Source organism: Roseateles sp. P5_B10 (assembly GCF_056400485.1).
Genome location: NZ_JBFULE010000016.1, coordinates 1 through 26,193, shown reverse-complemented (window position 1 = coordinate 26,193; position 26,193 = coordinate 1). Strand labels below are relative to the sequence as shown.

Sequence of the window (26,193 nt, the reverse complement as noted above, 5' to 3'; positions counted from 1 at the left end):
TCCTTGGCCTTGAGCGAAATCTGCAGCCGGCCCTGGTTCAGCGTCGTGTTGCCACCGTCCACGCCGATGAAGGACGACACGCTCTCCACCGCCGGGTCCTTCAGCACGCGTTCGGCCAGGCGCTGCTGGTGCTCGGCCATGGCGCCAAAGGAGGTGGACTGCGCCGCCTCGGTGATGCCCTGCAGCTGACCCGTGTCCTGCACCGGGAAGAAACCCTTGGGCACCAGCAGATAGAGCACACCGGTCAGGCCCAGCGTCGCGATGAAGACGACCAGCGTCGCCGCTGAGCGGTCCAGCACCCAGTTCAACATGCGGCCATAGCCGGCAATGATGTCGTCGAAGGCCTTGCCCACGCGGCGCCACAGCCAGCCGTGGTCTTCGTCGTGCTCGTGCTTGAGCAGGCGCGCGCACATCATGGGCGTCAGCGTCAGCGACACGAAGGCCGAGATCAGGATGGACACGGCCAGCGTGATGGCGAACTCATGGAAGAGGCGGCCGACCACATCGCCCATGAAGAGCAGCGGGATCAGCACGGCGATCAGCGAGACCGTCAGCGAGATGATGGTGAAGCCGATCTGCTTGGAACCGGTCAGGGCCGCGTCGTATGGGCTGACGGCTTCACCGCCCTCCTCCATGTGCCGCGCAATGTTCTCGATCATGACGATGGCGTCGTCCACCACGAAGCCCGTGGAGATCACCAACGCCATCAGCGTCAGGTTGTTGATCGAGAACCCCGCCATGTACATGACGCCGAAGGTGCCCACCAGAGACACCGGCACGGCGACGGCCGGGATGATGGTGGCCGGCAGGCTGCGCAGGAAGACGAAGATGACGCCGATGACGAGGACGATGGCAAACAGCAGTTCGTGCTGCACATCGGTCACCGAGGCGCGGATGGTGGTCGTGCGGTCGCTGAGCAGTTGCACGTCCAGCGATGCCGGCAGGCTGGCCTGCAGCTGGGGCAGCACGGCGCGCACGCGGTCCACGGTCTCGATGACGTTGGCGCCGGGCTGGCGCTGCACGTTCAGGATGACGGCCGACACGCTGGACTTGCTCGCTTGGCCGGCCCAGGCGGCCAGGCGCAGGTTCTCGGCGTCGTCCACCAGCTGGGCCACATCCTTGAGCCGCACCGCATTGCCGTTCTTGTAGGCGATGACGAGGTTGGCGTATTCAGACGCGCTGCGCAGCTGATCGTTGGCGTCCAGCGTCGAGGCGCGCAGCGGGCCGTCGAAGCTTCCCTTGGACTGGTTGACGTTGGCGCCCGAGATGGCCGTGCGCACATCGTCGATGGACAGGCCGAGCGAGGCCAGCGCGCCCGGATTGGCCTGGATGCGCACGGCCGGCCGCCGCCCGCCCGCGATGCCCACCAGGCCCACGCCCGGCACTTGCGAGATCTTCTGCGCCAGGCGGCTCTCGACGAGATCGTRCACGCGCGTGATGGGCAGGGTCGCGGAACTGATAGCGATGGTCAGCACCGGCGCATCGGCCGGGTTCACCTTGCTGTAGACCGGCGGCATCGGCAGGTCGCTGGGCAGCAGGTTGCTGCCGGCATTGATGGCCGCCTGCACCTCCTGCTCGGCCACGTCCAGGGCCAGGCTGAGCTCGAAGCGCAGCGTGATGACCGAGGCCCCGCCCGAGCTGGTGGACGACATCTGCGCCAGGCCCGGCATCTGGCCGAACTGGCGCTCCAGCGGCGCGGTGACGGACGAGGTCATCACGTCCGGGCTGGCGCCGGGGTAGAGCGTCGTGACCTGGATGGTCGGGTAGTCGACCTCGGGCAGGGCCGACACCGGCAGCAGCCGGTAGGCCAGGGCGCCGGCCAGCACGATGGCCAGCATCAGCAGCGAGGTCGCGACCGGCCGCGCGATGAAGAGGCGTGACGGGTTCATCGGAAGCTGTGAATGGACTCCGCGCGGCCGAGCAGGCCGTCGCGGCGTCGCCAATCAAGGCGCAAATCACAGCCGTAGCAGGGACTACGGCGAGCATTTGCAACGCCGAGTGGCGGCGTTGCGGCGGGATGAGCGGGCGTGCGGGGTGCGTTCACAGCTTCCTCACTGGGAAGGAGCCGAGGCGCGGTGCTGCTGGATCCAGGTGCGGCGGTCTTCCGGGCTCATGGCCTTGAGCTTCTCGACCATCTCGGGCGGCACGCGGTCGGCCCAGCGCGGGCGCTCGCCGTCGGCGGCACTGGCACTGGCGCTCACCCCGCTCGCGGCACTGGCGGGGCCAGCACCGGCGCCGGCGCCGCGCCCCCGGCGTCCGCCAGGGACAGAGGCCCCAGCGGCCGGCACCTTGATGACCTCGGCCTTGCCGCCATCACGCAGGCGGTCGGCGCCGTCGGTGACAACCTGGTCGCCCTCCTTCAGATCGCCCTGCACGGCCGTGAAATCGCCATCGGCCGCCAGGGTCTGCACCTTGCGCAGGGCCACCTGGCCGTCGGCCACGACGTAGACATAGATGCCCTGGGAACCGCGCTGCACGGCCGCCGTCGGCACGACGAGGACGCCCTTCAGCGTGTCCAGCTGCAGGCGCACATTGACGAACTGGTTGGGGAAAAGACCGCCGTCCTTGTTGTCGAACAGCGCCTTGACCTTGATGGTGCCGGTGGTCGCGTCGATGGCGTTGTCGGTGCTGGCAACTCGGCCCTCGGCCAGCTTGGTACGGCGCTCGCGGTCCCAGGCCTGCACGGGCAGGGCCTGCTTGTCGCCCAGCTGCTGGCGGATGCGCGGCAGGCGCGCGTCGGGCACGGCAAAGACGACCGCGGCCGGCTGGATCTGGGCGATGGTCAGCAGCCCGTTGGCATCGCCCGGCGTGATGTTGTTGCCGAGGTCGGCCTGCTTCAGGCCCGCCTGGCCGGCGATGGGCGCCGTGACGCGGGTGTAGGACAGCTGCAGCTTGGCGTTGTCCACCGCCGCCTGGTCCGACAGCAGGGTGGCTTCCAACTGGCGCACGAGGGCCTGCTGGGTGTCGAGCTGCTGGCGCGGCGCGGCTTCCTTGGCGACGAGGTCCTTGTAGCGGGCCAGGTCGGCGCGGGCGTTCTCCAGCTGGGCCTGGTCGCGAGCCTGCGTGGCCAGGGCCTGGTCACGGGCGATCTCATAGGGCCTGGGGTCGATGAGGGCAAGCACCTGGCCGGCCTTCACGGGCTGGCCCTCGTGGAAGTAGATGGCCTTCAGCTCGCCGCTGACCTTGGCGTGCACGATGGCCGTGTTGGCCGAAGCAATGCTGCCGATGGCGTCGACGACGACGGCCATGTCGCGCTTTTGCACGGCGGCCACCGTGACCGGCTGCGGCCCGCTGCGGCCGAAGCGCCCGCCCGCGGGCCGGCCCGACCCGCCGGCACCGGATGCGGCGGACGCCGCACCTGCCGGCCCGTCAGCGCCGCCTTCGCCGCCCCGGCCCTTCCACCACCACGCCGCGCCCGCGATGACGATGACGGCTACCGCGACCCAGATCCAGGTTTTGCTGCCCTTGGATTCCTTGTTCTGCATTCGGTCCACTCCTGGTTGCAGCCAAGTTTCCCGGCCGAATGTAGCTGCAGCATTGCTGGGTCTCAAAGCTACGATCATGGTCATGATCAAGCTGATGGTGGGCCTGGGCAATCCAGGTGCCGAGTACGAAGACACGCGCCACAACGCCGGTTTCTGGTGGATCGATGGCCTGGCCCGGGGCCTCAAGGTGAGCCTGGCGCCCGACAAGGCCTATCACGGCCTGGTGGCCCGCGTGAACCAGGCGCCGGGCGCCAGCGGCCCCATCTGGCTGCTGCAGCCCATGACCTATATGAACCTGTCCGGCAAGTCGGTCGCGGCGCTGGCGCGCTTCTTCAAGATCGCGCCGGAAGAGATCCTGGCCATCCACGACGAGCTGGACCTGTCGCCCGGCGAGATGAAGTTCAAGAAGGGCGGCGGCGACGGCGGCCACAACGGCCTGAAGGACATGCGGGCTCAGCTTGGCAGCGGGGACTTCTGGCGGCTGCGGCTGGGCATCGGCCACCCGGGCCACAAGGATGAGGTGGCCGGCTATGTGCTGCGCAAGCCGCCGCTGGCCGAGCGCCAGGCGGTGGAGGACTGCATCGAGAAGAGCTACGGCGCCGTCGAGCTGATGTTGCGCGGCGACATGGACAAGGCGCTGGCCAAAATTCACGCCAAACCGCCGCGGCCCAAGCCGCCCAAACCCCAGCCGCCAGTAGACACTCCGGCCTCATGAAGCCTCTGCTGCTGATTCTGGCCCTCGCACTCGCACTGCCTGTTCTGGCGCAGACCCAGACGCGCCGCGCCCAGGTCTACCGCTGCGGCCTCGACGGTCGCGACCTGCGCGACTCGCCCTGCCCCGGTGGCAGCGCGGCCAGCAGCGTCGACTACGACCAGCCCAGCGCCGCCGACAGCAAGGCGGCGCGCGACCGCCACTTCGCGGACTCCCGGCAGGCTGCGGTCCTGGCCCAGTCTCGCCGCGCCAGCGAGGCTGAAGCCCGCCACCTGCGCGCTCAGGCAGTCGGCTTGCAGGCGCCGCCACCGCCCGCCCAGGCTGCCAGCGCCCCACAAGTCACCCATCTGAAGCCGCCGAAGACGGCCAAACCGCACAAGCCCTCCACCGCTGCCAGCGACCATCGATAGAATCCGCGCCGTTGGTGCTCGCGCCCGCCTTCACGGCGGCTGCAGTTCAACGGGAATCAGGAGGACGAGCGGTCACGCCGCAGATCTAACCTGAGCTGTCCCCGCAACGGTAAGTGGACGAGGCCTTGGCGCCTCACTGTTCGACCACATAGCCACTGGTGCGTGCACCGGGAAGGCGTCGAGCAAAACTCAAGTCCATCAGCCCGGATACCGGCCAACGACGGGGCCGCCTCGCGCACTTGCGCGGCGGCCGTTTTTCAGCCTTGCTGCGGGGGTCAGCGCGGCTGGGTGTTCGTTCGCGTCTCCTCTCATGTCTCACACCTTCCTCGCGGCCCCTCGGTCGCTGCTCGCCCTGGCCGTGCTGGCCCTGGCCTCGTCCGCCCACGCCCAGAACAAGCTCGACACCGTCGTCACCACCGCCGCGCGCACGCCCCAGCGCCTGTCGGAAGTGCTGGCCGACCTGACCGTCATCACCCGCGCAGACATCGAGCGCCAGGCCGCCGCCAGCGTGGCCGACCTGCTGCGCAACAACGGCTGCGCCGAGATGGTCCGCAACGGCGGTGCGGCGTCCACGACCAGCCTCTTCCTGCGCGGCGCCGATACGCGCCACACGCTGGTCCTCGTCGACGGCGTGCGCATGGACTCGCAGTCCACCGGCGGCGCCAGCTGGCAGGGCATCCCGGTTTCGCAGGTCGAGCGCGTGGAAGTGCTGAAGGGACCGGCCAGCGCCATCTATGGCTCTGACGCCGTCGGCGGTGTCGTGCAGATCTTCACCCGTAAAGCAGGAGGGAATGGCGGCGGCAAGATCAGCGCCGATTTCGGCGTGGGCCTGGGCACCCAGGGCACGATGAAGGCCGACGGCGGCCTGTTCGGCAGCCAAGGCATCATCGACTTCGCCTTCACCGGCGCCATCGAGGAGAGCGACGGCTTCAACTCGACGATCGACGTGCCCGGCTCCTTCAGCTACATCCCTGACCGGGACGGCTGGCGCAAGTACCAGGGCACGGCTCGCATCGGCGCCCAACTGGCCGAGGGCCATCGCGCCGAAATCATCGTCATCAAGAACCACGCGAACGCGCAATACGATTCCTCCAAGTCCCGGCCCCTCGTGGATGACCACAGCGTGCAGGACACCGACGCCACCCGTCTGGCCTGGACGGCACAATGGGCGCCGGCCGTGCAGACGCAGTTCAGCTATGGCGAATCGCGCGACCGCTACGAGACCTCGCCCTCGCCCTATCTGACCGTCACCAAGGTCAAGAACCTTGCCTTGACCGGCTCCTATGTGCTGGGCCAGGGCCAGCAGATCAACTTCCAGGGCGAGCGCATCGAGGACAAGCTGGAGAACAGCGGCCTTGTGACCGCCGGCGTCGGCAAGCGCCACCGCAATGCCATCGGCGCGGGCTATCTGCTCAATGCCGGTGCCTTCAGCCTGCAAGCCCACGCTCGCCACGACAACGACAGCCAGTTCGGCAGTGTCGACACCGGCACGCTGCTGGCTGGCTATGAGGTCGTGACCGGCCTGCGCGTCGTCGGCTCCGTCGGCAATGCCTTTCGCGCACCGACCCTCTACCAGCAGGGCACGGTCTACGGGCCAGACCTCAGCAAGCCTGGCGTCAAGCCGCTCGAAGCCGAGCGCGGCCGCAATGTCGAATTCGGCCTGAAGTACGGCGTTGGCGACACCGAGCTCACGGCCACGGCCTACCGCAACCGCGTCAGCAACCTCATCATCTTCGGCGCCGCCGGCAGCTGCCAGAGCGCCTTCGGCTGCTATCAGAACGTGGCGGCGGCCCGCCTGCGCGGCGTGACCCTGGCTGGCAATACCAAGGCCGGCAGCGTGAACCTGCGCGCCACCATGGACTTCCAGAAGCCCACCGACGCCAGCACCGGGCTGCTGCTGGCTCGCCRCGCCAAGCGCCTGGCCACGGTCGGCGCCGACACCGAGCTGGGCGACTGGGTGCTGGGCAGCAGCGTGCAGGCCTCCGGCGCGCGCTGGGACAACGCCGCCAACACGCGCAAGCTGGGCGGCTATGGCCTGGTCAACTTCAACGCGCAGTACAAGATCCGCAAGGATCTGAAGCTGCAGCTGAACCTGGACAACGCCTTCGACCGCGAGACGTCGACGGCCTATGGCTATGCGTCGGCACCGCGCACGGCGCTGATCAGCCTGCGCTGGAGCCCAAGCTTGTGAGCCCCTCGCCCAAACTCGCGTCGCTGAACGCGAGCGAGTCTGGTCGGTCCCCCAAGGGGACGGCGATGCTTGCCGGATCGACCGGCAAGCACATCGCCCAAGGCGGGCCGGCTTGGGAGCGGCCCGGCGCTCAGCCCGCAAACTCCGGGTACCTGACAAACACATGAAGTGAACAACGCTCACGAACTCATCGTCGGCGGCCAGCGCAGCGGCAAGTCGCGCCGGGCCGAGAAGCTGGCTCTGGGCTGGCCCGGCCGCGTGGTGGTCATCGCCACCGCGCTGGCGGCCGACGACGAGATGCGTGAGCGCATCGCCCATCACCGTGCCTCACGGCCGGCAGGTTTCGAGACTGTCGAAGCCCCGCTGGTCCTGAGCGCGGCCCTGCAACAGGTCGACGACGCCAACACCCTGGTCGTTGTCGATTGCCTGACGCTGTGGCTGGTGAACTGGCTGATGCCGATGAGCGGCGCGCCCGATGCGGCCGGCTGGCAGGCCGAGCGCACCGCGCTGCTGGATCTGCTGCCACGCTTGAAGTCGCCCGTCGTCTTCGTCTCCAACGAGGTCGGCTGGGGCGTGTCGCCGCTGGGTCGAGAGGTGCGCGACTACATCGACGAGCTTGGCCGCCTGAACCAGGACGTCGCGCGCCTGTGCGGCCGATTGACACTGATGGTCGCGGGCCAGGCCTGGACACGACCCGTCGAGGATTCGAACCATGCGTAGATTGCTTGCCCTGCTGCTGTTGGCCATTGCGCTGCCGGTTGCTGCCATCGACATCAAGGACGACCTCGGCCAGGTGACGCAGATCAGCACGCCGCCGCAGCGCATCGTCAGCCTGCTGCCTTCGCTGACCGAGACCGTCTGCGAACTCGGTGCCTGCGCCCGCCTGGTCGGCGTCGACCGCTATTCCAACTTCCCCGCCTCAGTGAACGCCCTGCCCAAGCTCGGCGGCATGGAAGACACCAATGTCGAGCTGATCGCGTCGCTCAAGCCCGATGTCGTGCTGGTGGCCGTGTCCTCGCGCGTGGCCGAGCGGCTGCGCGCCTTGGGCCTCAAGGTCGTCGTTCTGGAACCGCGCAGCTACAAGGACGTTCAGCGCGTGCTGAACATCATCGGCCAGGTGCTCGGCGTGCCTGACGCCCAGCGCGTCTGGCGCCATATCGAGGCCGGCGTCGCCGCGGCGGCCAGCAGCGTGCCAGCGTCGGCGCGGGGCGTGCGCGTCTACTTCGAGGTCGCCCCCGGCATCTGGGCCGCTGGCGAGTCCTCCTTCATGGGCGAGACGTTGACCAAGCTCGGCGCCGGCAACATCATCCCGGCGTCGCTCGGCCCCTTCCCCAAGATCAACCCCGAGTTCGTCGTCAAGGCCAACCCGGCCTTGATCATGATCGGCCAGCGCGGCTCCGAAGGCCTGACCCAGCGCCCCGGCTGGGACCGCATCGACGCCGTCAAGCGCGGCCGCATCTGCATCTTCAAGCCCGAGGAGGGCGACATCCTCACCCGCCCGGGGCCGCGCATGGCCGAGGCGGCGCAGATCATGGCCCGCTGCCTGCGCGAGAAGGGCGCCTCGTGATGAATCTGCGTCCGGGCCTACTCCTGGCGCTGCTGCTCATCGTTGGCGCCGTCGGCGTTCTGGCCGGCGTGGCGGTCGGCAGCACCGGCTGGGCCGACCTCGGCGACGACAGCATGGGCATCATCCTGTGGGAGATCCGCCTGCCGCGCTCGTTGGGCGCCTGGTGGGCCGGCGCCCTGCTCGGCATGGCCGGTGCGATGTCGCAAGGCCTGTTCCGCAACCCGCTGGCCGATCCCTATCTGCTGGGCAGCGCCTCGGGCGCGGGTCTCGCGGTCGCCATCGCGCTGGCGCTGACCGGCATCTCGCCCCAGACCTCGTCGCTGCTGGCCCATGTGGGACTGACCGGCATCGCCTTCGTCGGCACGCTGGTTGGCGTGGGCCTGACGCTGATCCTGGCGCGCGGCGTCGAGCAGACGCTGCGCCTCTTGCTGGCCGGCGTCGTCGTCGGTGTCGTGCTGAACGCGCTGACCGGCCTGGCCACGCTGTGGGCGCCCGACATCCTGCGCGCCATGCAGGCCTTCCTGCTCGGCAACACCGGCCTGCTGGGCTGGAGCAGCGTCACGGTGATGACCGCCAGTGGCATCGCGGCCCTCGTCATCGGCCTGCTGGCCAGCCCGGCCCTGGATGCGCTGACGCTGGGCGAGGCCACCGCCGCGTCGCTGGGCGTGCGCATGGGCCTGATGCGGCTGCTGCTGATCCTGGCCTTTGCGCTGGCCACGGGTGCTGCCGTCGCGCAGACCGGCATCGTCGCCTTCGTCGGCCTGGTCGCCCCCCACCTCGTGCGCAGCCTCTGCCCCATGCTTCACGGCCGGCTGATCCTGATGTCGGCCGCGGCCGGCGGCGCCCTGCTGCTGGTGGCCGATGTGATCGCGCGCGGGTTGATGYGACCGCAGGAGCTGCCCGTCGGTCTCGTCACCGCGCTGCTGGGCGGCGTCTATCTTCTTGTGCTGATGCATAGACGCGGAGCGCCCAAGCGATGAATGCCCTGCACGCCCGCATCGCCCGCGTCCGCATCGACGGCCGCGACCTGATCAGCGACATCGATCTTGCCTTGCCCCAGGGCCGTTGGACGGCCATCGTCGGCCCCAACGGCGCCGGCAAGTCGACGCTGCTGCGCGCCATCGCCGGCCTGCAGCGTTGTGAAGGCAATGTGCTGCTCGGCGGCAAGCCGCTCAATGACTGGCCGTCCCGCGAGCGCGCCCGCCAACTGGCCTGGATGGGCCAGCAGGAGACCGGCGCCGACGACCTGACGGCCCAGGACGTCGTGCAGCTCGGCCGCCTGCCGCACCGGCCGTGGCTGGCGCCGCCCACCGCGGCAGACCATGTCGCCGTGCAGACCGCGATGGAATCCACGCAGAGCTGGGCCTGGCGCGAGCGCCGGCTGGGGTCTCTGTCGGGCGGCGAGCGCCAGCGTGTGCTGCTGGCCCGGGCCCTCGCGGTGCAGGCGCCGCTGACCTTGATGGACGAGCCCCTGGCCCACCTCGACCCGCCCCACCAGGCCGAATGGATGGCCCTGGTGCGTGAGCGCGTCGCCGCCGGCCACAGCGTCGTCAGCGTTCTGCACGAGCTGCATCTCGCGCTGCAGGCCGACCATCTCGTGCTGATGGCCGACGGCCGCATCGTGCACACCGGCGCCCCCGCCGACGTGGCCACGCACGAAGCCTTGAAACGCGTCTTCGGCCCCCGCCTGCACATCGCACAGATTGAAGGCCGCTGGGTCGCCCTGCCTTTATGACCTCTTGCGCCGCCCTCTTCATCAGCGCCCCGTCCTCGGGATCGGGCAAGACCTGCGTCACTGCGGCGATTGCGCGCAGCCATGCACGGCGCGGCAAGCGCGTGCGCGTCTTCAAGACCGGGCCGGACTTCCTTGACCCCAGCATCCTCGAGCGCGCCAGCGGCCGCCCGGTCTACCAGCTCGACCTCTTCATGGGCGGCTTCGCCCACTGCCAAGCCCTGCTGGCCGAGGCCGCGCGCGAGGCTGACCTCATCCTCGTCGAAGGCGTCATGGGCCTGTTCGACGGCAACCCGAGCAGCGCCGACCTGGCCGTCGCCTTCGGGCTGCCCGTCGTCTGCGTCATCGACGCTTCGGCCATGGCCCAGACCTTCGCGGCGCTGGCGACGGGACTGCAGCGCTTCAGGCCCGAGCTGCACCACTGCGGCGTCATCGCCAACCGCATCGGCAGCGCGGCGCATGGGCGCATGCTCAGTGAAGGCCTGCCGGACGACCTGCCGCTGATTGCCGCCCTGCCGCGCGAGCCCAAGCTCATCCTGCCTGAGCGCCATCTCGGCCTCGTGCAGGCACTGGAGCAGCCGAGGCTGGATACACAGCTCGACGCCTGGGCCGACGCCTGGGAAGCCGGGCTGCGGCCTGGCTTGGCCTTCAAACCCCAGGCCTTCGAGGCGAACACTGAGCCGCCGCTGCCACCGCTGCTCCAGGGCCGCCGCATTGCCATCGCCCGCGACGCCGCCTTCGGCTTCATCTACGCAGCCAATGTCGACCTGCTCCGCGCCCTGGGCGCCGAACTGTCCTTCTTCTCGCCCATCCGCCATGAGGCCCTGCCGGTTTGCGATGCGCTGTGGCTGCCCGGCGGCTACCCCGAGTTGCATGTCGAGGCGCTGGGTGCCCACCCCACGCTGGCCGCAGCCCTGGCCGGCCATGTCGCCGCAGGTAAGCCGCTGCTCGCCGAATGCGGCGGCATGCTGGCCCTGCTGGACTCACTGACCGACGCGGCCGGCGATACTCACCGCATGGTCGGCGTCATGCCCGGCCGCGCCCATGTGCAGCACCGCCTCGCGGCTCTGGGCCTGCAGGCCATCGCCTGGCCCGAAGGCCCGTTGCGCGGCCACAGCTATCACTACTCGACGCTGGAGACGCCGCTGGCGCCGATCGCCACCGCCAGCAACCCCAACGGCGGCAACACCGCCGAGGCCCTCTACCAGCAGGGTTCGCTGCGCGCGAGTTATGTGCACCACTACTTCCCGTCCAACCCCGAGGCGATTGCTGCCTTTTTCGGGAGCTGAAGCATGGAAATCGAGAAACCTCCCGTCGACCGCGAACGCGTTATTCCCAGCGGCGAGCGCCGTGGCCTGGTGATCGTCCACACCGGCGACGGCAAGGGCAAGAGCACCGCCGCCTTTGGCCTCGCACTGCGCGCGCATGGCCGCGGCAAACCGGTGCGCATCTACCAGTTCATGAAGGTACCCAGCGCCCGCTTCGGCGAGCACCGCGTGTTCGAGCAACTGGGCGTGCCGATCGAAGGCCTGGGCGACGGCTTCTCTTGGAAGAGCAAGGACCTGGAGCACTCCGCCGAACTCGCCCGCGAGGGCTGGGGCCGCGCCGAATCGGTCATCCGTGCGGGCGACCATTTCCTCGTCGTGCTGGACGAGATCATGTACCCGCTGCGCTACGGCTGGCTGGCGCTGGAGACGGTGCTGGCCTGCCTGCGCGAGCGCCCGCCGCATGTGCACGTCGTGCTGACGGGGCGCGGCGCGCCGGCCGAACTGATCGAGCTGGCCGACACGGTCACCGAGATGGCGATGATCAAGCACCACTACAAGGCGGGCGTGCCGGCGCAGCGGGGGATCGAGGATTGAGCGCCCTCATCATCTGCACCACCTGCGCCGATGGCCAGGGCCAGGCTCTGCTGGAAGCCGTCGAAAACGAGGCGCTGGCACGCGACTGGTTGCTGCCCGTTCGGGGACAAGCCTGCATGGCTGCCTGCAAGCAGAGCTGCACGGCGGCCCTGCAAGGCCCTGGCAAGCACAGCTATCTGTTCGGGCAGCTCGCGCCCGACGCCGCCAGCGTCGACGCGCTGCTGTCGGTGGCCGCTCAACATTCGGAGCCGGGTGACGGCCTGCTGGCCTGGGACCGCCGGCCTGATCGACTCAAGGGCGGCCTGGTGGCCCGCCTGCCACCGCTGGGCTTATGAACCTGCTGCTGCCGCTGGCCATGATGGTGGCCCTGCTGGTGGATCGCCTGGGCGAGCCGCCGAGCTGGGCCCATCCTGTCGTCGGCATGGGGCGCTATCTTGGCCTGTTCAAGCTGACGAAGCTACCGCCAGCCGTCGGCTTCATCGCCGGCGCGCTGGCCTGGCTCGTCGGCGCCGCGATCGTCGCTTTCATCGCGCTGTGGCTGGAGGGCTGGGTGCTGCTCCTGCTGCAGCCTTGGCATTCACCGCTGCGCCTCGTTGGCGCCGCCTTGGCTGTCGGCCTGCTGCTCAAGCCGCTGCTGGCATGGCGCATGCTGGCCGAGGAGGCGCTGGCCGTGGAAGCTGCATTGAATGAATCGCTGGAAGCTGGACGCGCGCGGCTGTCGCGCCTGGTCAGCCGCGACACGTCGGCGCTGACCGAGACCGAGGTGCGCGAAGCCACCATCGAGACGCTGGCCGAAAACCTCAACGACTCGGTCATCGCGCCACTGTTCTGGTTCGCCATCCTCGGCCTGCCCGGGGCCGCGATCTACCGCTTTGCGAACACGGCCGATGCGATGTGGGGCTACCGCGACGCGCGCGAGTGGTGCGGCAAATGGGCGGCGCGGGCGGACGACCTGCTGTCATGGCTGCCGGCCCGGCTGACGGCGCTGGTACTGATGCCGCCCTCCTTCGCCCGGCTGCCGCGCGAAGCCCGGCGCACGCCCTCCCCCAACAGCGGCTGGCCCATGGCGGCGATGGCGTTGCGGCTGGGCCGGCGCCTGTCCAAGCCCGGCGTCTATGCATTGAATGCCGAAGGGAGCCCCGTGCAGGCCGGCGATGTGCACGCTGCCCGCGCCGTCGCCCAGCAGGCCGTCTTTGCCGGTGCCGTGCTGCTTGCCGCGCTCGCCTGGGCGTTGAGGGCATGAACGCGCCTATGCTGCCCGAGCATGGGGGACCGGATGAGGGTCCGCCAGCAGCACACGACTTCTCGACCAATGCCAGCCCGCTGGGCCCGCCGCCGACGCTGATGAACGCCGTGCAAGCCGCCGACCGTCAGGCCTACCCCGACCCGAACTACCGCACGCTGCGCCGCCATCTCGGTGACGCGGACCTGGTCCTGCCCACGGCCGGTGGCGCAGAGGGCATTCGCCGGCTGACGCTGGCGGCGATGTTGACGGGTCGCCGCGAGGTCTGGGTGCCGCAACCCGGCTTTGGCGACTACGCCCTCGCCGCCCAGGCGTTGGGCCTGCCGGTGAAGCCCTATGCCGCGCCCGCCGACATCCGACCGACGGCACCGGCCCTGGTCTGGATCTGCGAGCCCTGCAACCCGACGGGTGCCACGGTGGCGTCATGGCCCCGGCTCGACGCTCTTGTCGTGATCGACCGCGCCTACGAGCCGCTGCGCCTTCACGGCGACAGCCCTGCCCTGCCGCCCGGAGCCTGGCAGCTCATCTGCCCCAACAAGGCCCTGGGCCTGACCGGCGTACGCGCGGGCTATCTCATCGCGCCAGCCGCCGACCCGGTCTGGTCCCGTGCGTTGTCGCTGGCGCCGAGCTGGGTTCTGTCGGCCGAGGGCGTGGCCATGCTGATGCACTGGCACAGCGACGACACGCAAGCGTGGCTGGCCAAGGCCCGCAATCAGCTGCGTGAATGGACGGCACAGCAGCGCAAGATGCTGGCTGGCCTGGACTGGCTGCAGCGACCCAGTTGCACCCACTTCTGGCTGGCTCGCCCACCGCGACCTGACATCGCGACCCGGCTGCGCGAGCGCAGCATCCGCGTGCGCGACGCAACCAGTTTCGGCCTGCCCGGTTGGGTGCGCGTGTCGGCCCAACCTCCCGCCTCGCAGCAGGCGCTGCAGCAGGCCCTGCTTGAAATCGAAAGCGAAGACTCATGAGTGCCGCGCCGGGCCGTCCCAAGCAAACTCGCTCCCGCTCGGCGGGACAGGCCGTAGGCCGAAGGGTGCATCAATGATCAGTAAAGCAGTGATGGTGCTCGGCACGACGAGCGGCGCGGGCAAGAGCTGGCTGGCCACGGCCCTGTGCCGCTGGTATGCCCGCCAGGGGCTCAAGGTCGCGCCCTTCAAGGCGCAGAACATGAGCAACAACGCGCGCGTCGTGCCCGGCTTGAACGGCCTGATGGGCGAGATCGGCTCAGCGCAGTACTTCCAGGCCCTGGCCGCCAACCGCGTGCCCGAGGTGCGCATGAATCCGGTGCTGCTCAAACCCGAGGCGGATACGCAGAGCCAGGTCGTCGTGCTTGGCGAAGTGGACCCGGCCATGGCCACCATACCCTGGCGCGAACGCAGCGCGCTGCTGAAGCCCCGCGCCCGCGCGGCCCTGCACGAGCTGATGCGGGAGAACGATGTCGTCGTCATCGAAGGCGCGGGCTCGCCGGCGGAGATCAACCTGGCGCCCAGCGACTACGTCAACCTCGGCACCGCGCGCGACGCCAACGCCGCCTGCCTGATCGTCACCGACATCGACCGCGGCGGCGCCTTCGCCCACCTGTACGGCACCCACCAGTTGATGCCCGATGACGTGCGCGCCCAGGTGCGTGGCTTCGTGCTGAACCGCTTCCGCGGCGACGCCGGCCTGCTGTCGCCCGGGCCCGAGCAGCTCGAGCACCTGACCGGCGTGCCCACCATCGCCACGCTGCCGATGTGGCGCGGCCACGGCCTGCCCGAGGAGGACGGCGTCTTCGATGAGACGACGACCGGCAGCGGCCTGCGCATCGCCGTCATCGCCTACCCGCGCATCTCCAACCTCGACGAATTCCAGCCGCTGCGCCAACTGCCCGGCGTGCGCCTGAGCTGGGCGCGCGAGCCCAAGGATCTGGCCGGCGTGGACTGGATCATCCTGCCCGGCTCCAAGTCCACCGCCGCCGACCTCGCCTGGCTGCGCGCGCAAAAGCTCGACGCCGCCATCAACAGCCACCGCGGCCGCGTGCTCGGCATCTGCGGCGGCCTGCAGATGCTGGGCGAGGCGCTGATCGACCCGCATGGCCTGGACGGCAATGCGCCGGGCCTGGGCCTGCTGCCGCTGGTGACCGTCTTCGAGCCCGAGAAGCTGCTGCGCAGCGCGGAGTTCAGCTTCTCCACGTCGCTGGACGGCGGCTGGCAGGCCCTGGCCGGTGTGCAGGCCAGTGGCTACGAGATCCGCCACGGCCGCACCCAGCCTCACGCCGGCCTGCCGCCGCCGCGCGTGGCGCTGCGCAATGCCGCCGGCGAGGCTGTGGGCTGGCAGGCCGGCCAGGTGCTGGGCGTCTACGCCCACGGCCTGTTCGAGCAGCCGGCCGTGCTCAAGGCCCTGTTCGGCCAGGCTGGCCGGTCGCTGGACGCCGTCTTTGATGGGCTGGCGGACTTCATCGACCTGCACTTTCAACCGGGCAAGATTGCGGGCTTGATCGGCTGACGAATTTCCGCATGCGCCGCCTCCTTGCCACCGCCCTGCTCGCCCTGCCCCTGATCGCCCACGCCTGGGGTTCTGACGGCCACCAGACCGTCGCGACCATCGCTGCCGGCCTCATCAAAGGTACCCCGGCTGAAGCCCGCGTCGCCGGGCTGCTGGGCGACATGCCGCTTTCGCTGGCCTCGATCTGGGCCGACTGCGTGAAGGGCATCGCGCCCAGCCAGGGCTATACCTATCCCGCGCCGGGCAAGTACCCCGCGTGCGCCGCGCTGGAGACGCCCTCACGCATCGCCGAGATGGCCGACTACGTGCGCCGCAACGACCGGCAGTGCCAGTTGGGCCTCGACGAGGACAGCTGCCACAAGCAGACCCATTACGCCGACATCACCGTGCAGCGCGGCCGCTACCTACCGAAGGTGACCGGCACGCGCCCGGATGACGTCGTCGGCGCGCTGCGTGCGGCCATCCTGGTGCTGCAGGGCAAGCCCTCGCCCGGTCAGCCCAACTTCAAGAACCAACGCGAGGCCTTGCTGGTACTGGTGCATCTGGTCGGCGACATCCACCAGCCGCTGCACGTCGGCAGCGTCTATCTCGACGCCCAGGGGCAGCGTATCGACCCCGACAAGCAGGGCTTCGATCGCGCCAGCTTCACCATCGGTGGCAACAGCTTGCTGCTCGATCCGGCAATAACGGCGGGATCGAAGAACTTCCATTCGTACTGGGACAACGTGCCTGAGGAATTCAGGCCCCAGCATGTCGATGCCGACTGGCTGGCCGAGGCGCGTCAGGTTCGTGCCGACCCAGGCACTGCGGTCGACTGGCCGCCCCACTGGGCCACGCAGTCACTGGAGCAAGCCGGACGCGTCTTCGACGGGTTGAAGTTCTCGGCCAGGCAGGGCTCACAGTGGGGCGTCGAACTGCCCGGCGGCTACGGCGCCAGGGCAGACGCCATCAAGCGCCAGCAGCTGACGCGCGCAGGAGCTAGGCTGGCCCGGGTGCTGCAGGCAGTGTTCCCGCGGTAGCCGCGGCGGTGAGGCGTTGATACTTCTGCATCAAGGTCTCCCGGCTCTCGATATGGGCCGGGTTGATCGGGATGCACGCGACTGGGCAGAGCATCACGCATTGCGGCTCGTCGAAGTGGCCGACGCACTCGGTGCACTTGCTCGGCTCGATCTTGTAGAACTCCTCGCCCATCGAGATCGCGTTGTTCGGGCAGGCGGGCTCGCAGACGTCGCAGTTGATGCATTCGTCCGTGATCATCAGYGCCATGGRATGCCTCCATCGGGCTGRCGGACGAATACGGCAARCGCCTGCATGCGCTYGCCGCGCGCGGCGGGGCAAGGCATGCCTTGCCGATTCCCGCCMCGCGTTTCGGTGATCATCAAAGCCATCTCAACTACCTCGCTTCTTGCAGCGCTCRTTCARCCGCGCCAGTACCCCGGGCGACACAAACTCCGCCACCTCGCCACCCAGCGTCGCGATCTCGCGCACGAAGGTGCTGGACGTGTACTGGTGGTGTTCGCCGGGCGTCAGGAAGATGGTCTCGACCTCGGGCATGAGCTTGCGGTTCATGCCGGCCATCTGGAACTCGTATTCGAAGTCGCCACCGGTGCGCAGGCCACGCACGACGACACGGCCGGCGTGGGTGCGCACGAAGTCGCGCAGCAGACCGTCGAAGGCGATGACCTCGACATTGCCCAGCGGTGCCGCCACTTCCTGGGCCATCGCCAGCCGCTCGTCCAGGGAAAACATGGTCTTCTTGTGATGGCCGACCGCCACCGCCAGCACCAGGCGCTCGAACATCGCGGCCGAACGGCGCATCAGGTCCTCGTGGCCCAGCGTGATCGGGTCGAAGGTGCCTGGGTAGATGGCCGTGATGGTGGTGCGGGTCGTCATGCGGCCGGATTGTCCTCGCGCCGCAGCAATTGGTAGTGCACGGCGCCGGCTCGGCCCTGGCGCCAGGTCGTGAATCCGGCCGGGGGAGCGATCTCGCCCGGGGATTCGACGTAGATCAGCCCGCCTTCGGCCAACAGCGGCATGGCAGCAGCCAGCGCGCGGTCGAAGAGGTTGTCGGCGAACGGCGGGTCAAGAAAAATGAGGTCGAAGCGGTCCGGGCAAGCCAGCATCCAGTTCAGCGCATTGGCCCGGTGGATGGTGATGGCCGTGGCCTGAAGGCGCTTCTGACTGGCCCGCAGCCCGTCCACCAGCGTCGCCTCGCGCTCGATCATCACCACGGCATCCGCGCCGCGCGAGGCCGCCTCGAAGCCCAAAGCGCCACTGCCGGCAAAGGCGTCCAGCACGCGCCAGCCGGCCAGCGTCTGGCCCAGCCAGTTGAACAGCGTCTCGCGGATCCGGTCGCCCGTGGGCCGCAGACCCGGCAGGTCGGGCACCGGCAGCTTGGAGCGCTTCCACTGCCCACCAATGATGCGGACTTCACTCATCTCACTTCTCCGTCGCAGTCTCGCGCCAGCGCCACTTCGACGCGGCGGCGCAGGGCGGGCGGCGTCTTGTTCATCCAGTCCGACAGCTGCCGGACCTCGTCGCTGCCGCCGCTGAAGACGCTGTATTTGCTGCAGCGCCGCAGCGCCAGGATAGGGCCCCAGTCATCGGCAGGCAGCCAGTCGCGCAGCGAGGTCAGGGCCTCGTCCGTCAGCGAGTCGGCATAAGCAGGCAGAGCAAGCAGCCAGGCCATGCGCCGGCGCCTGGGCTCCAGAGCCAGTCCGGCGTCGGCACTCAGGGCAAGAACGGCCTCATTCAGCCAGGGCGCGAACAGGCCGGCGCGCCGCTGGGCCGACAGCGCCTCGCGATCCAATGCCGCAAAGGCGGCGAGGAAGCGCTGCTTCTCGTTGGCCCAATGCGCGTCAACGAAGTGAGCGATCGGGACGGGCACACGCGGGCCGTCCGCGCGCGGGTTGTCGGAGACCAGATCAAAGACGTTGCTCGCCTTGTCCGGGTCGATCAGGGAACGCCATGCGTCGTCCAGCGCCGCCCCTTCCGGCAACCCCTCGAAGACCGGCTTGTCGGCCTGCCAGCTCAGCGAGTAGGCGCCATGGCCGCGCCGGCCATTGGCATCGTTCTCGGTACCCAGCCAGAAGCGATCGCCGCGGGGCGCCAGTTCCACCTCGAGCAGCTGGGTGACGAAAGAGAAGCCCTGCAACTCGGCAAAGCGCTGCGAGGCCTCGTCCCAGCGCTCGAGGTTCAGGGTCTGCTCGACGGTGCCGCGCGCCATATGGGTGGCAAAGCCCTCGAAGAAGGATTCGTCCGACCAGCTGCCGCCGGTAACGGTCTCCGAAGTCCTCAGCCATTGGCATTGAGCCTGCCGTGGCGCGGCCACCGGCTGCAGCCAACCGAGCTTTTGCTGGTCGTACACCCAGGATTGCGTCGCCAGCGTCAGCTGGGCCAGGGCGCGGCGCAGCCCCGGCGACACCGCGACCGTGCAATCCAAGGGTTCCGTCACCAGCCGCAGCGCGACCGGGCCGGCGGGTGTCTTGTGCGGCGCCGAAGCCGCAACGCTTGGGCCGCTCGGCCCTGCCACTTTTGTCGGCACTGGGCGCAAGGCCAGGCCTTCGGCCACCGCCCAGCGCACCAGATCGGCGTCGCTCCAGCCGGCGCCGTCGGGCAGCAGGCCGGCACGCAGGCGGCGCGGTGTGGCCTTGGGCGAACGCGGCAGCAGCCAGCGGGCCAGCGACACATCACCCGCGCTCCAGCCGGTCATGCGGTCCGCATGACGGCTCCGCGGTGGGTCCACCCACAGGCGTGACAGCAGGGCCGGCAGCAACTCAGCCGCCAGGTCCGGTGCATGCCGCTGCAGGGCTGCCCAGAAGACGTCGTAGTCCCGCGGCTGAAGCGGCTTGACGAAGTTCGGCAAGGCCTCGGGGAGCGCATCATCGGCAGCGGCCCAGGCGATGAACTCGGGCAGGAAGGTCGGCGGCAGCTCGCTCATCCTGTAGTCGAGCCGCCAATTGGGGTCGGACCAGAGCTCGCGCCGCCGCTGGGCAGGCAGGGCGCGCAGCCGCTCGACCACAGGCGCCCAGCGAAGCTGCCAGGCCTGCACCTCTGCCGGCGTTGYGCCTACCCGCTGCGCTTGTTCTCGCAGGCCACTGCCCGCCACCAGGTTCAGGCTGGTCATGACGATGTCGATCGACGGCGCGGCGAGCACATAGGCCCGCCAGTCATCAAGCGGCATGCCACGCAAGTCGCCGGCGCGTTCGCGCGACACATAGCCCCACAGCTGAGCGAAGTCGGCGCCGTGGGGCGGGTCGAGCAGCAGCCCGGGCAGCGCCGCCATGGGCAGGGAGCGCGCCACGTCGGCGGAGAAGCGCACGTCGGACCAGGGCGCCCGCAGGCCGGCGGCCAACAGCGCGCGCACCTCGGCCTCGCTGCCTGCGCGCTCCAAGGCCCAGGGGAGGACGGGGTTCAGCAGGCGGGCGTCCAGTTGGCGCCAACGCGGCAGGGGCCAGGCCTCCGGCACCCACGGCTCGCTCGCCCGCAGCGGGTAATCAACAGCCACGCGGCCCGTGCGCGCGGCCAACAGCCGATCCACGGCGGCAGCGTCGCGGGCGCGTAAGGCCGCGGCGAGCAAAGGCGACCCCTGGGCCACGCCATTGGGCACGCCGAGCTTGAGCCGCAGCAGGGCCTGGGTATGCGCGTCCGTCACCGCACCGGACCAAAGCCGTTTGCTGAGCTCCTCGGCGGGCAGGCGCCGGTAGGCGGGGTGGCGCAACAGCGTGCGCACCCAGGGCCAGCGCTGCATGCGCACGGCCACGCCCAGGGCGTCCAGATCGCCGTCGCCCTTCAGGGTCTGCAGCGGATCGGCGCCATGGTCCAGCAGCCACCGGGTGACGTCGCCAAACCCCGCGCGCAGGCTGTGGTGCAGCATGGTGCCGTTCCAGCGGTAGCGGTCCAGCCGGGCGCCTTGCGCCAGCTGCTCGGCCAGCATCTCGATGAGGTCGTCATGGTCCTTGGTCTCGGCCGCCGGCGTGTCCGGCGCGCCGGGCTCGACGACACGCGGCACCGCACCATCGAGTGCGAAGAAGGCGTCCATTGCCGCCTTGGTGGCCAGCACGGCGTCGTCGGCCTTGGCCGGGGCGCCGATGGCCGGCCCGGCCAGCAAGGCCAGCGCCAGCATGCCGGCCACACGCCAACCACGGATCCCAGTCATCTGACAGCTCCGTTGCAGTCGCTCGCCAGGGCCACGGCGATGCGGCGGGCCAGATCGGCGGGCACCTTCTGGCTCAAGCGGCGCAGGTTCCCGCGCTCCCCCGTCGAGTCGCTCGCACAGCGGCGCGGCTCGATCAGCGGCCGCCAGTCCTCGGCGGGCAGCCAGACGGCGAGAGAGTCCAGGGCCTGGCCGGACAGAGCCGCCGCGCGGCTGGGCCGGGCCAGCAGCCAGGCCATGCGGGCACGCTTCTCGGCCAGCGGCCGCGGGCTGCCGCCCAGGGCGTGGGCAGCAGCATCCAGCCATTCGGTGAAGAGGCCGTCACGCTGATGAGCATCCAGGCGCGGACGGTCCAGTCGGTCGAAGGTGGCGAGGAAATCGGCGCGCTCGGCGGTCCAATGCCGGGCCACGAACTGCTCGGGCGTGACGGGCACGCGCGGCGGTGGGGGCGGCGGCGGGTTGCCGTCCTCGGTCTCCAGCTTGAGGCAGACGCTGAGCGCGTCGGGCGGGCATGCGGTCTGCCAGGCGAGCTGGCGCGGGTCGTTCTCGGGCATGAGATCGAAGCTGGGCAGCCCCGCCTTCCAGTTCAGCAGCATGGCACGCGCGACCGGCTGGCCACAGCGGCCGTTGTTGACCTCGGCACTCAGCCATAGCGGCCCGCCGGGCAGTAGTTCGGCTTCGACCAGCGCGCCCATCGCCTCCCCCGTGCTCAGGGTGACGAAGGCTTGCTGGGCCTCATCCCAGATCGACAGGCGGCCGGCGCCGTCGCCGCAGGGGTTGAAGCGGCGCAGGCCTTCGAAGAAGTCCAGCTCCTCCCAGCCGCCGCCCACATGGGCGATCTCGTTGCGCAGCCAGAGGCATTCAGCCCGGCCGGGCGCGGCCAGGGGCTGGAGGCTGACGCCGTCGAAGGCCCGGTCGCCACGATCGGGCACCTGGGCGATGGGCTGGGTCAGCGCGCGGCGCAGGGCCACGCTGACCACGGGCTTGCAGGCCGGTGCCGCGGCGATCAGGCGCAGGCCGTCGGGCTTGCGGGCGATGGCGAGTTTGCCGCCGAGGCCGGGCAAGCTGACCAGTTTCTCGGCCAGGGCCCAGGCCACCAGCTCGCGGCTGCAACAGGGGCCACGGCCGCCCTCTTGCGGCATGTGGGCCACCGCCAGCACACGGCCAGGCGCCGTCAGGCCCTGGGCGCGCAGCCAGCGAGCCTTGGGCAGCAGGTCGTCGCTGACGTTGTAGGCCTGCATGGCCCGATGAAGGCGCCCTGGCGGCGCGTCGGCCAGCAAGGGCGTGAGCAGGGCGCCGAGCAGATCCCTGGCCAGCTCCGGCAACCGGGACTTCAGCAGAGGCCACCCGGCCTGCACCTCGGCCAGGCTGGCGCCCGACAGCCAATGCGGCAGCTGCTCGGGCAGGGCATCGGCCTCGGCGGCCCAGGCCAGGCCGCTGGCCAGGAACTGGGGCGGCAACTGGCGCAACAGGCCCGTCGGCAGCTTGAGCTCGCGGCGCTGCACGGGCGCGAGGGCGTCGATGCGCTGCACCAGCGGCGCCCAGTGCTGGGTCCAGTTCGCGGCGGCGCCGGGCTTGCCGGCGCGGGCGTCGAGACTGGCGCCGTAGTTGGATTCCGCCGTGTCCAGCAGCTCCTGCAATTTGGGCGCGGCGCGCACCACGGCCTCCCACTGCACCACCGGCTGGCTCCAGAGCTGGTTGCCCTGGCGCCGGCTGAATTCGGGCCACAGGGCGGCCACACCGGGCCTGGGGCCGAGCAGCAGCGAGGCCAGCAGGGGCGAGGGCGCACGGAAGAGCATGCCGCGCGTGAACTCGGGCTTGTCCCAGGGCTGGCGCAGGCCAGAGGCCAACGCCGCCTGCAACTCAGCCGGGCTGCGCAGGCCGGGCAGCAGCCAGGGCAGCAGCGGCGCGTCAAAGCGGGCCTCCAGCGCCAGCCAGACCGGCAACTCGGCGGCCAGCACAGGCGGCTTCTTGGACAACTGCTCGTTGCTGCATTCACCGTTGGCGGGCGACGCGGGCGCTTTCACGCCGGCGATCAGGCGCTCGACCAGGGCGAACTGGTGGCCGCATAGGGCCATGCGCAACAGGCTCTGGGCCGCCGGCGTGCCGGGGCTGGGCAAAGGAACCGACGGGCGCAGGCGCAGCAGGCCGTTGATCTGCGCCTCGCCAGCCGCTCCCGCCCAGAGGCGCTCGGCCCACTCGGCCGGCGTCAGCTTCAGGTAGGCCGGGTGCTTGAGCAGGGTGCCAACCCAACCCCAGCGCTGCAGGGTGACCGCGATGCCCAGGGCATCCAGGCCGTCAGCGTTGCTCGAGGGGTCGAGCTTTTGCAGGGGGTCGGCGCCGCTGTCGAGCAGCCACTGGGTGACGCTGTTGAAGGAGATGCGCAGGCTGTGGTGCAGCAGGGTGCCGCCCCAGCGATAGCGGTCCAGCCGCGCGCCCTCGGCGCGTTGACGCTCCAGGAACTCGATCAGGGCCTCCTGGCCGGCCTCCTCGGCGTCGAAGCCGGGCGGGGGATCGTTGCGATCGCTGCCGGCCACCTGGGCGGCCGGCATGGCGAAGAAGGCATCGAGGGCCGCCTGGGTGGCGAGGATGGCCGCGTCCGAGGTCTTGGCCGGAGCGGCAAGTGCCTGTGAAACCAGCACGACCGCCAGGGCGACGCCAGCGACGAGTTGCGCGGCGCGACCGCCCCTCACTGCCGCACCGGGATGCCCCGCGCCGCCATCAGCGCCTTGGCCTCGCCCACCGTGTGCTGGCCGAAGTGGAAGATGCTGGCGGCCAGCACCGCGTCGGCGCCGCCCTTGGTGATGCCGTCGGCGAGGTCTTCCAGCGAGCCGACGCCGCCGGAGGCGATGACGGGCACGGGCACGGCGTCGGACACGGCGCGGGTCAATTCAAGGTCGAAACCGCTCTTGGTACCGTCGCGGTCCATGCTGGTCAGCAGGATCTCGCCGGCGCCGAACTCGGCCATCTTGCGGGCCCAATCGACGGCGTCAAGGCCGACGTTCTTGCGGCCGCCGTGGGTGTAGACGTCCCAGCCCGAACCATCCGCGCGGCGCTTGGCGTCGATGGCGACAACGATGCATTGGGCGCCGTACTTGTCGCTGGCGGCACGGATCAGGTCGGGGTCGGCGACTGCCGCCGAGTTGAAGGACACCTTGTCGGCGCCGGCGTTCAGCAGCCGCCGCACGTCGGCCACCGCGCGCACGCCGCCGCCCACGGTCAGGGGAATGAACACCTTCGAGGCGACGGCTTCGATGATGTGCAGGATGAGGTCGCGGCCGTCGCTGGTGGCGGTGATGTCGAGGAAGGTCAGCTCGTCGGCGCCCTGCTCGTTGTAGCGCGCGGCGATATCCACCGGATCGCCCGCATCACGCAGGCCGACGAAGTTGACGCCCTTGACCACGCGGCCGGCGGTGACGTCGAGGCAGGGAATGATGCGTTTGGCAAGCATGACGGGGATACGGAAGCGAGGGCTGAATTATTCCCTCGATGGTTAGGGGCTTCGCGGCGGAAGCGAACTGGCGCTCAATCCGTAGCTTCGCAAGTTCCACCACCACAACAGGAGATGACGATGAGACTGACCTCCCCCGCCCTGCTCGCCGCAACCCTCGCCCTGGGCGCCGCCGCTGCCTCGGCTCACCCGGTGACCTATATCGGCACGCTGAGCAACCTCGGTGAACCTGCCGCGGCGGCCGGATCGCTCGGCACGGGCACGGTCAGTGTGATCTTCGATGACGACACCTTCTCGATGAAGGTGAACGTGACCTTCAGCAATCTGACCGGCAGTGTCACGGCCAGCCATATCCACTGCTGCACGGCGGCGGCCGGGGGGGGCTCGGCGGGCGTCGCGACGCCGGTACCGAGCTTCCCGGCCTTTCCCTCGGGCGCGGGTGTCATGTCGGGCACTTATTCGATGACCTTCGACATGACGCAGACATCGAGCTGGAACCCTGCCTTCGTCACGGCCAATGGCGGCAATGTGTCGAGCGCCTTTGCCGCCTTCGCGACCGGCCTGGCCGACGGCAAGGCCTATCTGAACATCCACTCCACGCTGTCCACCGGCGGCGAGATCAGGACCTTCCTCGTGGCTGCACCGGTACCTGAGCCCGAGACTTACGCGCTGATGCTGGGCGGCTTGGGCGCGCTGGCCCTGCTGGCCCGCCGGCGCAGGCGCTGAGAGGCTCTCAGCCGGCCGCTGCGATGAGTTCGTCCGCCCGCACCTGGGCGGCCGTGAAGTCCAGCGCGCCGGTGTAGATGGAGYGGCCGCAGATGACGCCCTCGACRCCGTCGCCCATGACGGCGCACAGGCGCTCGATGTCGGCGATGTCCGAAAGGCCACCCGAGGCGATCACCGGGATGGTGAGCGCCTGGGCCAGCTTGACGGTGGCCTCGATGTTGATGCCGGTCAGCATGCCATCGCGGCCGATGTCGGTGTAGATGACGCCTTCGACGCCGTAATCCTGGAACTTCTGCGCCAGGTCGATGACCTCGTGGCCGGTCAGCTTGCTCCAGCCGTCGGTGGCAACCTTGCCGTCCTTGGCGTCCAGGCCCACGATGATGTGGCCGCCGAAGGCAGTGCAGGCGTCCCTCAGGAAGCCGGGGTTCTTGACCGCGGCGGTGCCGATGATGACGTAGCTCAGGCCATCGTCCAGGTAGCGCTCGATGGTGTCGAGGTCACGGATGCCGCCGCCGAGCTGGATGGGGATCTCGTCGCCGATCTCCTTGATGATGGCCTTGATGGCCGGCTCGTTGACCGGCTTGCCCGCGAAGGCGCCGTTCAGGTCCACCAGGTGCAGGCGCCGCGCGCCGGCATCGAGCCAGCGGCGCGCCATCGCAGCGGGGTCTTCGCCGAAGGTGGTGGAGTCGTTCATGTCGCCTTGCTTGAGGCGGACACAGCGACCGTCTTTCAGGTCGATGGCAGGGATCAGCAGCATGGCCGGGGGCTGAGGGGCTGGAGGGAAAGGAAGGCGGGAGACGAGAAAGTGCAGACCCGTTCAGGGCTTCCAGTGCAGGAAATTGCGGTAGAGGGCGAGGCCCAGCGCGGCACTTTTCTCGGGGTGGAATTGAGTCGCAAAAATATTATCCCGGGCCACCGCGCAGGTAAAGCGAGCACCGTAGTCGGTCTCGCCGGCGCTGTGTTCCGGCAACGCAGTCGTCGCGTAGAAACTGTGCACGAAGTAGAACCAGCTCTCGTCCGGGATGCCATCCCAAACAGCATGCGCCCGCGGTTGGTGCACGCGGTTCCAGCCCATCTGCGGCACCTTGAAGCGGCTGCCGTCTTCCTGCAGCCGGCCTTCCAGGCGGAAGCGCTGCACGCGGCCCGGGATCAGCCCCAGGCCGGGCGTGTCC

25 protein-coding genes and 1 riboswitch are annotated in these 26,193 nt (G+C 69.7%); of the genes, 15 read left to right on the top strand and 10 right to left on the bottom strand.

The window, feature by feature from the left end; translation table 11 throughout:
- Positions 1-1,889, bottom strand: a 1,889-nt coding sequence (locus AC1DU6_RS02685; protein WP_477856015.1) for an efflux RND transporter permease subunit, incomplete at its 3' end; no start/stop codon positions are given.
- 162 nt (positions 1,890-2,051) lie between these two features.
- Positions 2,052-3,485: an MdtA/MuxA family multidrug efflux RND transporter periplasmic adaptor subunit gene (locus AC1DU6_RS02680; protein ID WP_477856014.1), complete on the bottom strand. Its 1,434-nt coding sequence runs from the start codon at positions 3,483-3,485 to the stop codon at positions 2,052-2,054.
- A gap of 82 nt (positions 3,486-3,567) precedes the next feature.
- On the opposite strand from AC1DU6_RS02680, the gene pth reads away from it, so the two are divergent.
- The 14 genes from pth (at position 3,568) to AC1DU6_RS02610 (ending at position 16,708) form a co-directional block, all read left to right on the top strand.
- On the top strand, positions 3,568-4,200 hold the full coding sequence (gene pth / locus AC1DU6_RS02675; protein ID WP_457323777.1) for an aminoacyl-tRNA hydrolase: 633 nt from the start codon (positions 3,568-3,570) through the stop codon (positions 4,198-4,200).
- Complete coding sequence (locus tag AC1DU6_RS02670; protein WP_056193776.1) at positions 4,197-4,607, top strand: hypothetical protein; 411 nt, start codon at positions 4,197-4,199, stop codon at positions 4,605-4,607. The genes pth and AC1DU6_RS02670 overlap by 4 nt, the downstream gene beginning before the upstream one ends.
- Positions 4,603-4,840, top strand: a riboswitch (cobalamin riboswitch). Its footprint overlaps the gene before it by 5 nt.
- A gap of 77 nt (positions 4,841-4,917) precedes the next feature.
- Positions 4,918-6,798: a TonB-dependent receptor domain-containing protein gene (locus AC1DU6_RS02665; protein ID WP_477856013.1), complete on the top strand. Its 1,881-nt coding sequence runs from the start codon at positions 4,918-4,920 to the stop codon at positions 6,796-6,798.
- Positions 6,799-6,966: 168 nt separating this feature from the next.
- Complete coding sequence (gene cobU, locus AC1DU6_RS02660; protein ID WP_056193770.1) at positions 6,967-7,518, top strand: bifunctional adenosylcobinamide kinase/adenosylcobinamide-phosphate guanylyltransferase; 552 nt, start codon at positions 6,967-6,969, stop codon at positions 7,516-7,518.
- The gene (locus AC1DU6_RS02655; RefSeq protein ID WP_457323774.1) at positions 7,511-8,365 is read left to right on the top strand and encodes an ABC transporter substrate-binding protein; all 855 of its coding nucleotides are present in this window, start codon (positions 7,511-7,513) and stop codon (positions 8,363-8,365) included. Before cobU ends, AC1DU6_RS02655 begins: the two co-directional genes overlap by 8 nt.
- A complete protein-coding gene (locus AC1DU6_RS02650; RefSeq protein ID WP_477856012.1) occupies positions 8,365-9,345 on the top strand; it encodes a FecCD family ABC transporter permease in 981 nt (326 codons plus the stop codon). The genes AC1DU6_RS02655 and AC1DU6_RS02650 overlap by 1 nt, the downstream gene beginning before the upstream one ends.
- On the top strand, positions 9,342-10,100 hold the full coding sequence (locus AC1DU6_RS02645; RefSeq protein WP_457443715.1) for an ABC transporter ATP-binding protein: 759 nt from the start codon (positions 9,342-9,344) through the stop codon (positions 10,098-10,100). Before AC1DU6_RS02650 ends, AC1DU6_RS02645 begins: the two co-directional genes overlap by 4 nt.
- Positions 10,097-11,386, top strand: a complete 1,290-nt coding sequence (locus tag AC1DU6_RS02640; protein ID WP_477856011.1) for a cobyrinate a,c-diamide synthase — start codon at positions 10,097-10,099, stop codon at positions 11,384-11,386. The genes AC1DU6_RS02645 and AC1DU6_RS02640 overlap by 4 nt, the downstream gene beginning before the upstream one ends.
- A gap of 3 nt (positions 11,387-11,389) precedes the next feature.
- The gene (cobO, locus tag AC1DU6_RS02635; protein WP_457443711.1) at positions 11,390-11,959 is read left to right on the top strand and encodes a cob(I)yrinic acid a,c-diamide adenosyltransferase; all 570 of its coding nucleotides are present in this window, start codon (positions 11,390-11,392) and stop codon (positions 11,957-11,959) included.
- Positions 11,956-12,294, top strand: coding sequence for a DUF1636 family protein (locus AC1DU6_RS02630; RefSeq protein ID WP_056193753.1), 339 nt, complete (start codon positions 11,956-11,958; stop codon positions 12,292-12,294). Before cobO ends, AC1DU6_RS02630 begins: the two co-directional genes overlap by 4 nt.
- Positions 12,291-13,202, top strand: coding sequence for an adenosylcobinamide-phosphate synthase CbiB (cbiB, locus tag AC1DU6_RS02625; protein ID WP_056193750.1), 912 nt, complete (start codon positions 12,291-12,293; stop codon positions 13,200-13,202). The genes AC1DU6_RS02630 and cbiB overlap by 4 nt, the downstream gene beginning before the upstream one ends.
- Entirely contained in the window at positions 13,199-14,173 is a 975-nt protein-coding gene (locus AC1DU6_RS02620; RefSeq protein WP_477856010.1) for a pyridoxal phosphate-dependent aminotransferase, read from the top strand. Before cbiB ends, AC1DU6_RS02620 begins: the two co-directional genes overlap by 4 nt.
- A 73-nt stretch (positions 14,174-14,246) precedes the next feature.
- Entirely contained in the window at positions 14,247-15,689 is a 1,443-nt protein-coding gene (locus tag AC1DU6_RS02615) for a cobyric acid synthase (protein WP_477856009.1), read from the top strand.
- 11 nt (positions 15,690-15,700) lie between these two features.
- On the top strand, positions 15,701-16,708 hold the full coding sequence (locus tag AC1DU6_RS02610; RefSeq protein ID WP_477856008.1) for a S1/P1 nuclease: 1,008 nt from the start codon (positions 15,701-15,703) through the stop codon (positions 16,706-16,708).
- Here the strand turns inward: AC1DU6_RS02610 and AC1DU6_RS02605 are convergent.
- The 6 genes from AC1DU6_RS02605 to hisF form a co-directional block, all read right to left on the bottom strand.
- The gene (locus AC1DU6_RS02605; protein ID WP_056193738.1) at positions 16,668-16,955 is read right to left on the bottom strand and encodes a YfhL family 4Fe-4S dicluster ferredoxin; all 288 of its coding nucleotides are present in this window, start codon (positions 16,953-16,955) and stop codon (positions 16,668-16,670) included. The genes AC1DU6_RS02610 and AC1DU6_RS02605 overlap by 41 nt on opposite strands.
- Positions 16,956-17,078: 123 nt before the next feature.
- Entirely contained in the window at positions 17,079-17,582 is a 504-nt protein-coding gene (coaD, locus tag AC1DU6_RS02600; protein ID WP_477856007.1) for a pantetheine-phosphate adenylyltransferase, read from the bottom strand.
- Complete coding sequence (gene rsmD, locus AC1DU6_RS02595; RefSeq protein ID WP_457323468.1) at positions 17,579-18,127, bottom strand: 16S rRNA (guanine(966)-N(2))-methyltransferase RsmD; 549 nt, start codon at positions 18,125-18,127, stop codon at positions 17,579-17,581. Before rsmD ends, coaD begins: the two co-directional genes overlap by 4 nt.
- Positions 18,124-20,847, bottom strand: coding sequence for a hypothetical protein (locus AC1DU6_RS02590; protein WP_477856006.1), 2,724 nt, complete (start codon positions 20,845-20,847; stop codon positions 18,124-18,126). Before AC1DU6_RS02590 ends, rsmD begins: the two co-directional genes overlap by 4 nt.
- Positions 20,844-23,537, bottom strand: coding sequence for a hypothetical protein (locus AC1DU6_RS02585; RefSeq protein ID WP_477856005.1), 2,694 nt, complete (start codon positions 23,535-23,537; stop codon positions 20,844-20,846). The genes AC1DU6_RS02590 and AC1DU6_RS02585 overlap by 4 nt, the downstream gene beginning before the upstream one ends.
- The gene (gene hisF / locus AC1DU6_RS02580) at positions 23,534-24,295 is read right to left on the bottom strand and encodes an imidazole glycerol phosphate synthase subunit HisF (RefSeq protein WP_457323471.1); all 762 of its coding nucleotides are present in this window, start codon (positions 24,293-24,295) and stop codon (positions 23,534-23,536) included. The genes AC1DU6_RS02585 and hisF overlap by 4 nt, the downstream gene beginning before the upstream one ends.
- A gap of 120 nt (positions 24,296-24,415) precedes the next feature.
- Between hisF and AC1DU6_RS02575 the strand changes: the two genes are divergently transcribed.
- A complete protein-coding gene (locus AC1DU6_RS02575) occupies positions 24,416-25,021 on the top strand; it encodes a CHRD domain-containing protein (protein WP_235531862.1) in 606 nt (201 codons plus the stop codon).
- A 7-nt stretch (positions 25,022-25,028) separates the two neighbouring features.
- Here AC1DU6_RS02575 and hisA read toward each other — a convergent pair whose 3' ends face one another.
- Together hisA and hisH are read right to left on the bottom strand one after the other, a co-directional pair.
- Positions 25,029-25,778, bottom strand: a complete 750-nt coding sequence (gene hisA, locus AC1DU6_RS02570; RefSeq protein ID WP_477856004.1) for a 1-(5-phosphoribosyl)-5-[(5-phosphoribosylamino)methylideneamino]imidazole-4-carboxamide isomerase — start codon at positions 25,776-25,778, stop codon at positions 25,029-25,031.
- Between the two features lie 60 nt (positions 25,779-25,838).
- Positions 25,839-26,193, bottom strand: a 355-nt coding sequence (gene hisH / locus AC1DU6_RS02565; RefSeq protein ID WP_477856003.1) for an imidazole glycerol phosphate synthase subunit HisH, incomplete at its 5' end; no start/stop codon positions are given.

Excerpts from the sequence above, each read along its gene's own strand:
- AC1DU6_RS02655 (WP_457323774.1), top strand. The coding sequence starts at position 7,511 with ATGCGTAGATTGCTTGCCCTGCTGCTGTTGGCCATTGCGCTGCCGGTT.
- AC1DU6_RS02640 (WP_477856011.1), top strand. The coding sequence starts at position 10,097 with ATGACCTCTTGCGCCGCCCTCTTCATCAGCGCCCCGTCCTCGGGATCG.
- cobO (WP_457443711.1), top strand. The coding sequence starts at position 11,390 with ATGGAAATCGAGAAACCTCCCGTCGACCGCGAACGCGTTATTCCCAGC.
- hisF (WP_457323471.1), bottom strand. The coding sequence starts at position 24,295 with ATGCTTGCCAAACGCATCATTCCCTGCCTCGACGTCACCGCCGGCCGC.
- cbiB (WP_056193750.1), top strand. The coding sequence starts at position 12,291 with ATGAACCTGCTGCTGCCGCTGGCCATGATGGTGGCCCTGCTGGTGGAT.
- AC1DU6_RS02680 (WP_477856014.1), bottom strand. The coding sequence starts at position 3,485 with ATGCAGAACAAGGAATCCAAGGGCAGCAAAACCTGGATCTGGGTCGCG.
- pth (WP_457323777.1), top strand. The coding sequence starts at position 3,568 with ATGATCAAGCTGATGGTGGGCCTGGGCAATCCAGGTGCCGAGTACGAA.
- rsmD (WP_457323468.1), bottom strand. The coding sequence starts at position 18,127 with ATGAGTGAAGTCCGCATCATTGGTGGGCAGTGGAAGCGCTCCAAGCTG.
- AC1DU6_RS02645 (WP_457443715.1), top strand. The coding sequence starts at position 9,342 with ATGAATGCCCTGCACGCCCGCATCGCCCGCGTCCGCATCGACGGCCGC.
- AC1DU6_RS02610 (WP_477856008.1), top strand. The coding sequence starts at position 15,701 with ATGCGCCGCCTCCTTGCCACCGCCCTGCTCGCCCTGCCCCTGATCGCC.
- AC1DU6_RS02670 (WP_056193776.1), top strand. The coding sequence starts at position 4,197 with ATGAAGCCTCTGCTGCTGATTCTGGCCCTCGCACTCGCACTGCCTGTT.
- AC1DU6_RS02615 (WP_477856009.1), top strand. The coding sequence starts at position 14,247 with ATGATCAGTAAAGCAGTGATGGTGCTCGGCACGACGAGCGGCGCGGGC.
- AC1DU6_RS02620 (WP_477856010.1), top strand. The coding sequence starts at position 13,199 with ATGAACGCGCCTATGCTGCCCGAGCATGGGGGACCGGATGAGGGTCCG.
- AC1DU6_RS02575 (WP_235531862.1), top strand. The coding sequence starts at position 24,416 with ATGAGACTGACCTCCCCCGCCCTGCTCGCCGCAACCCTCGCCCTGGGC.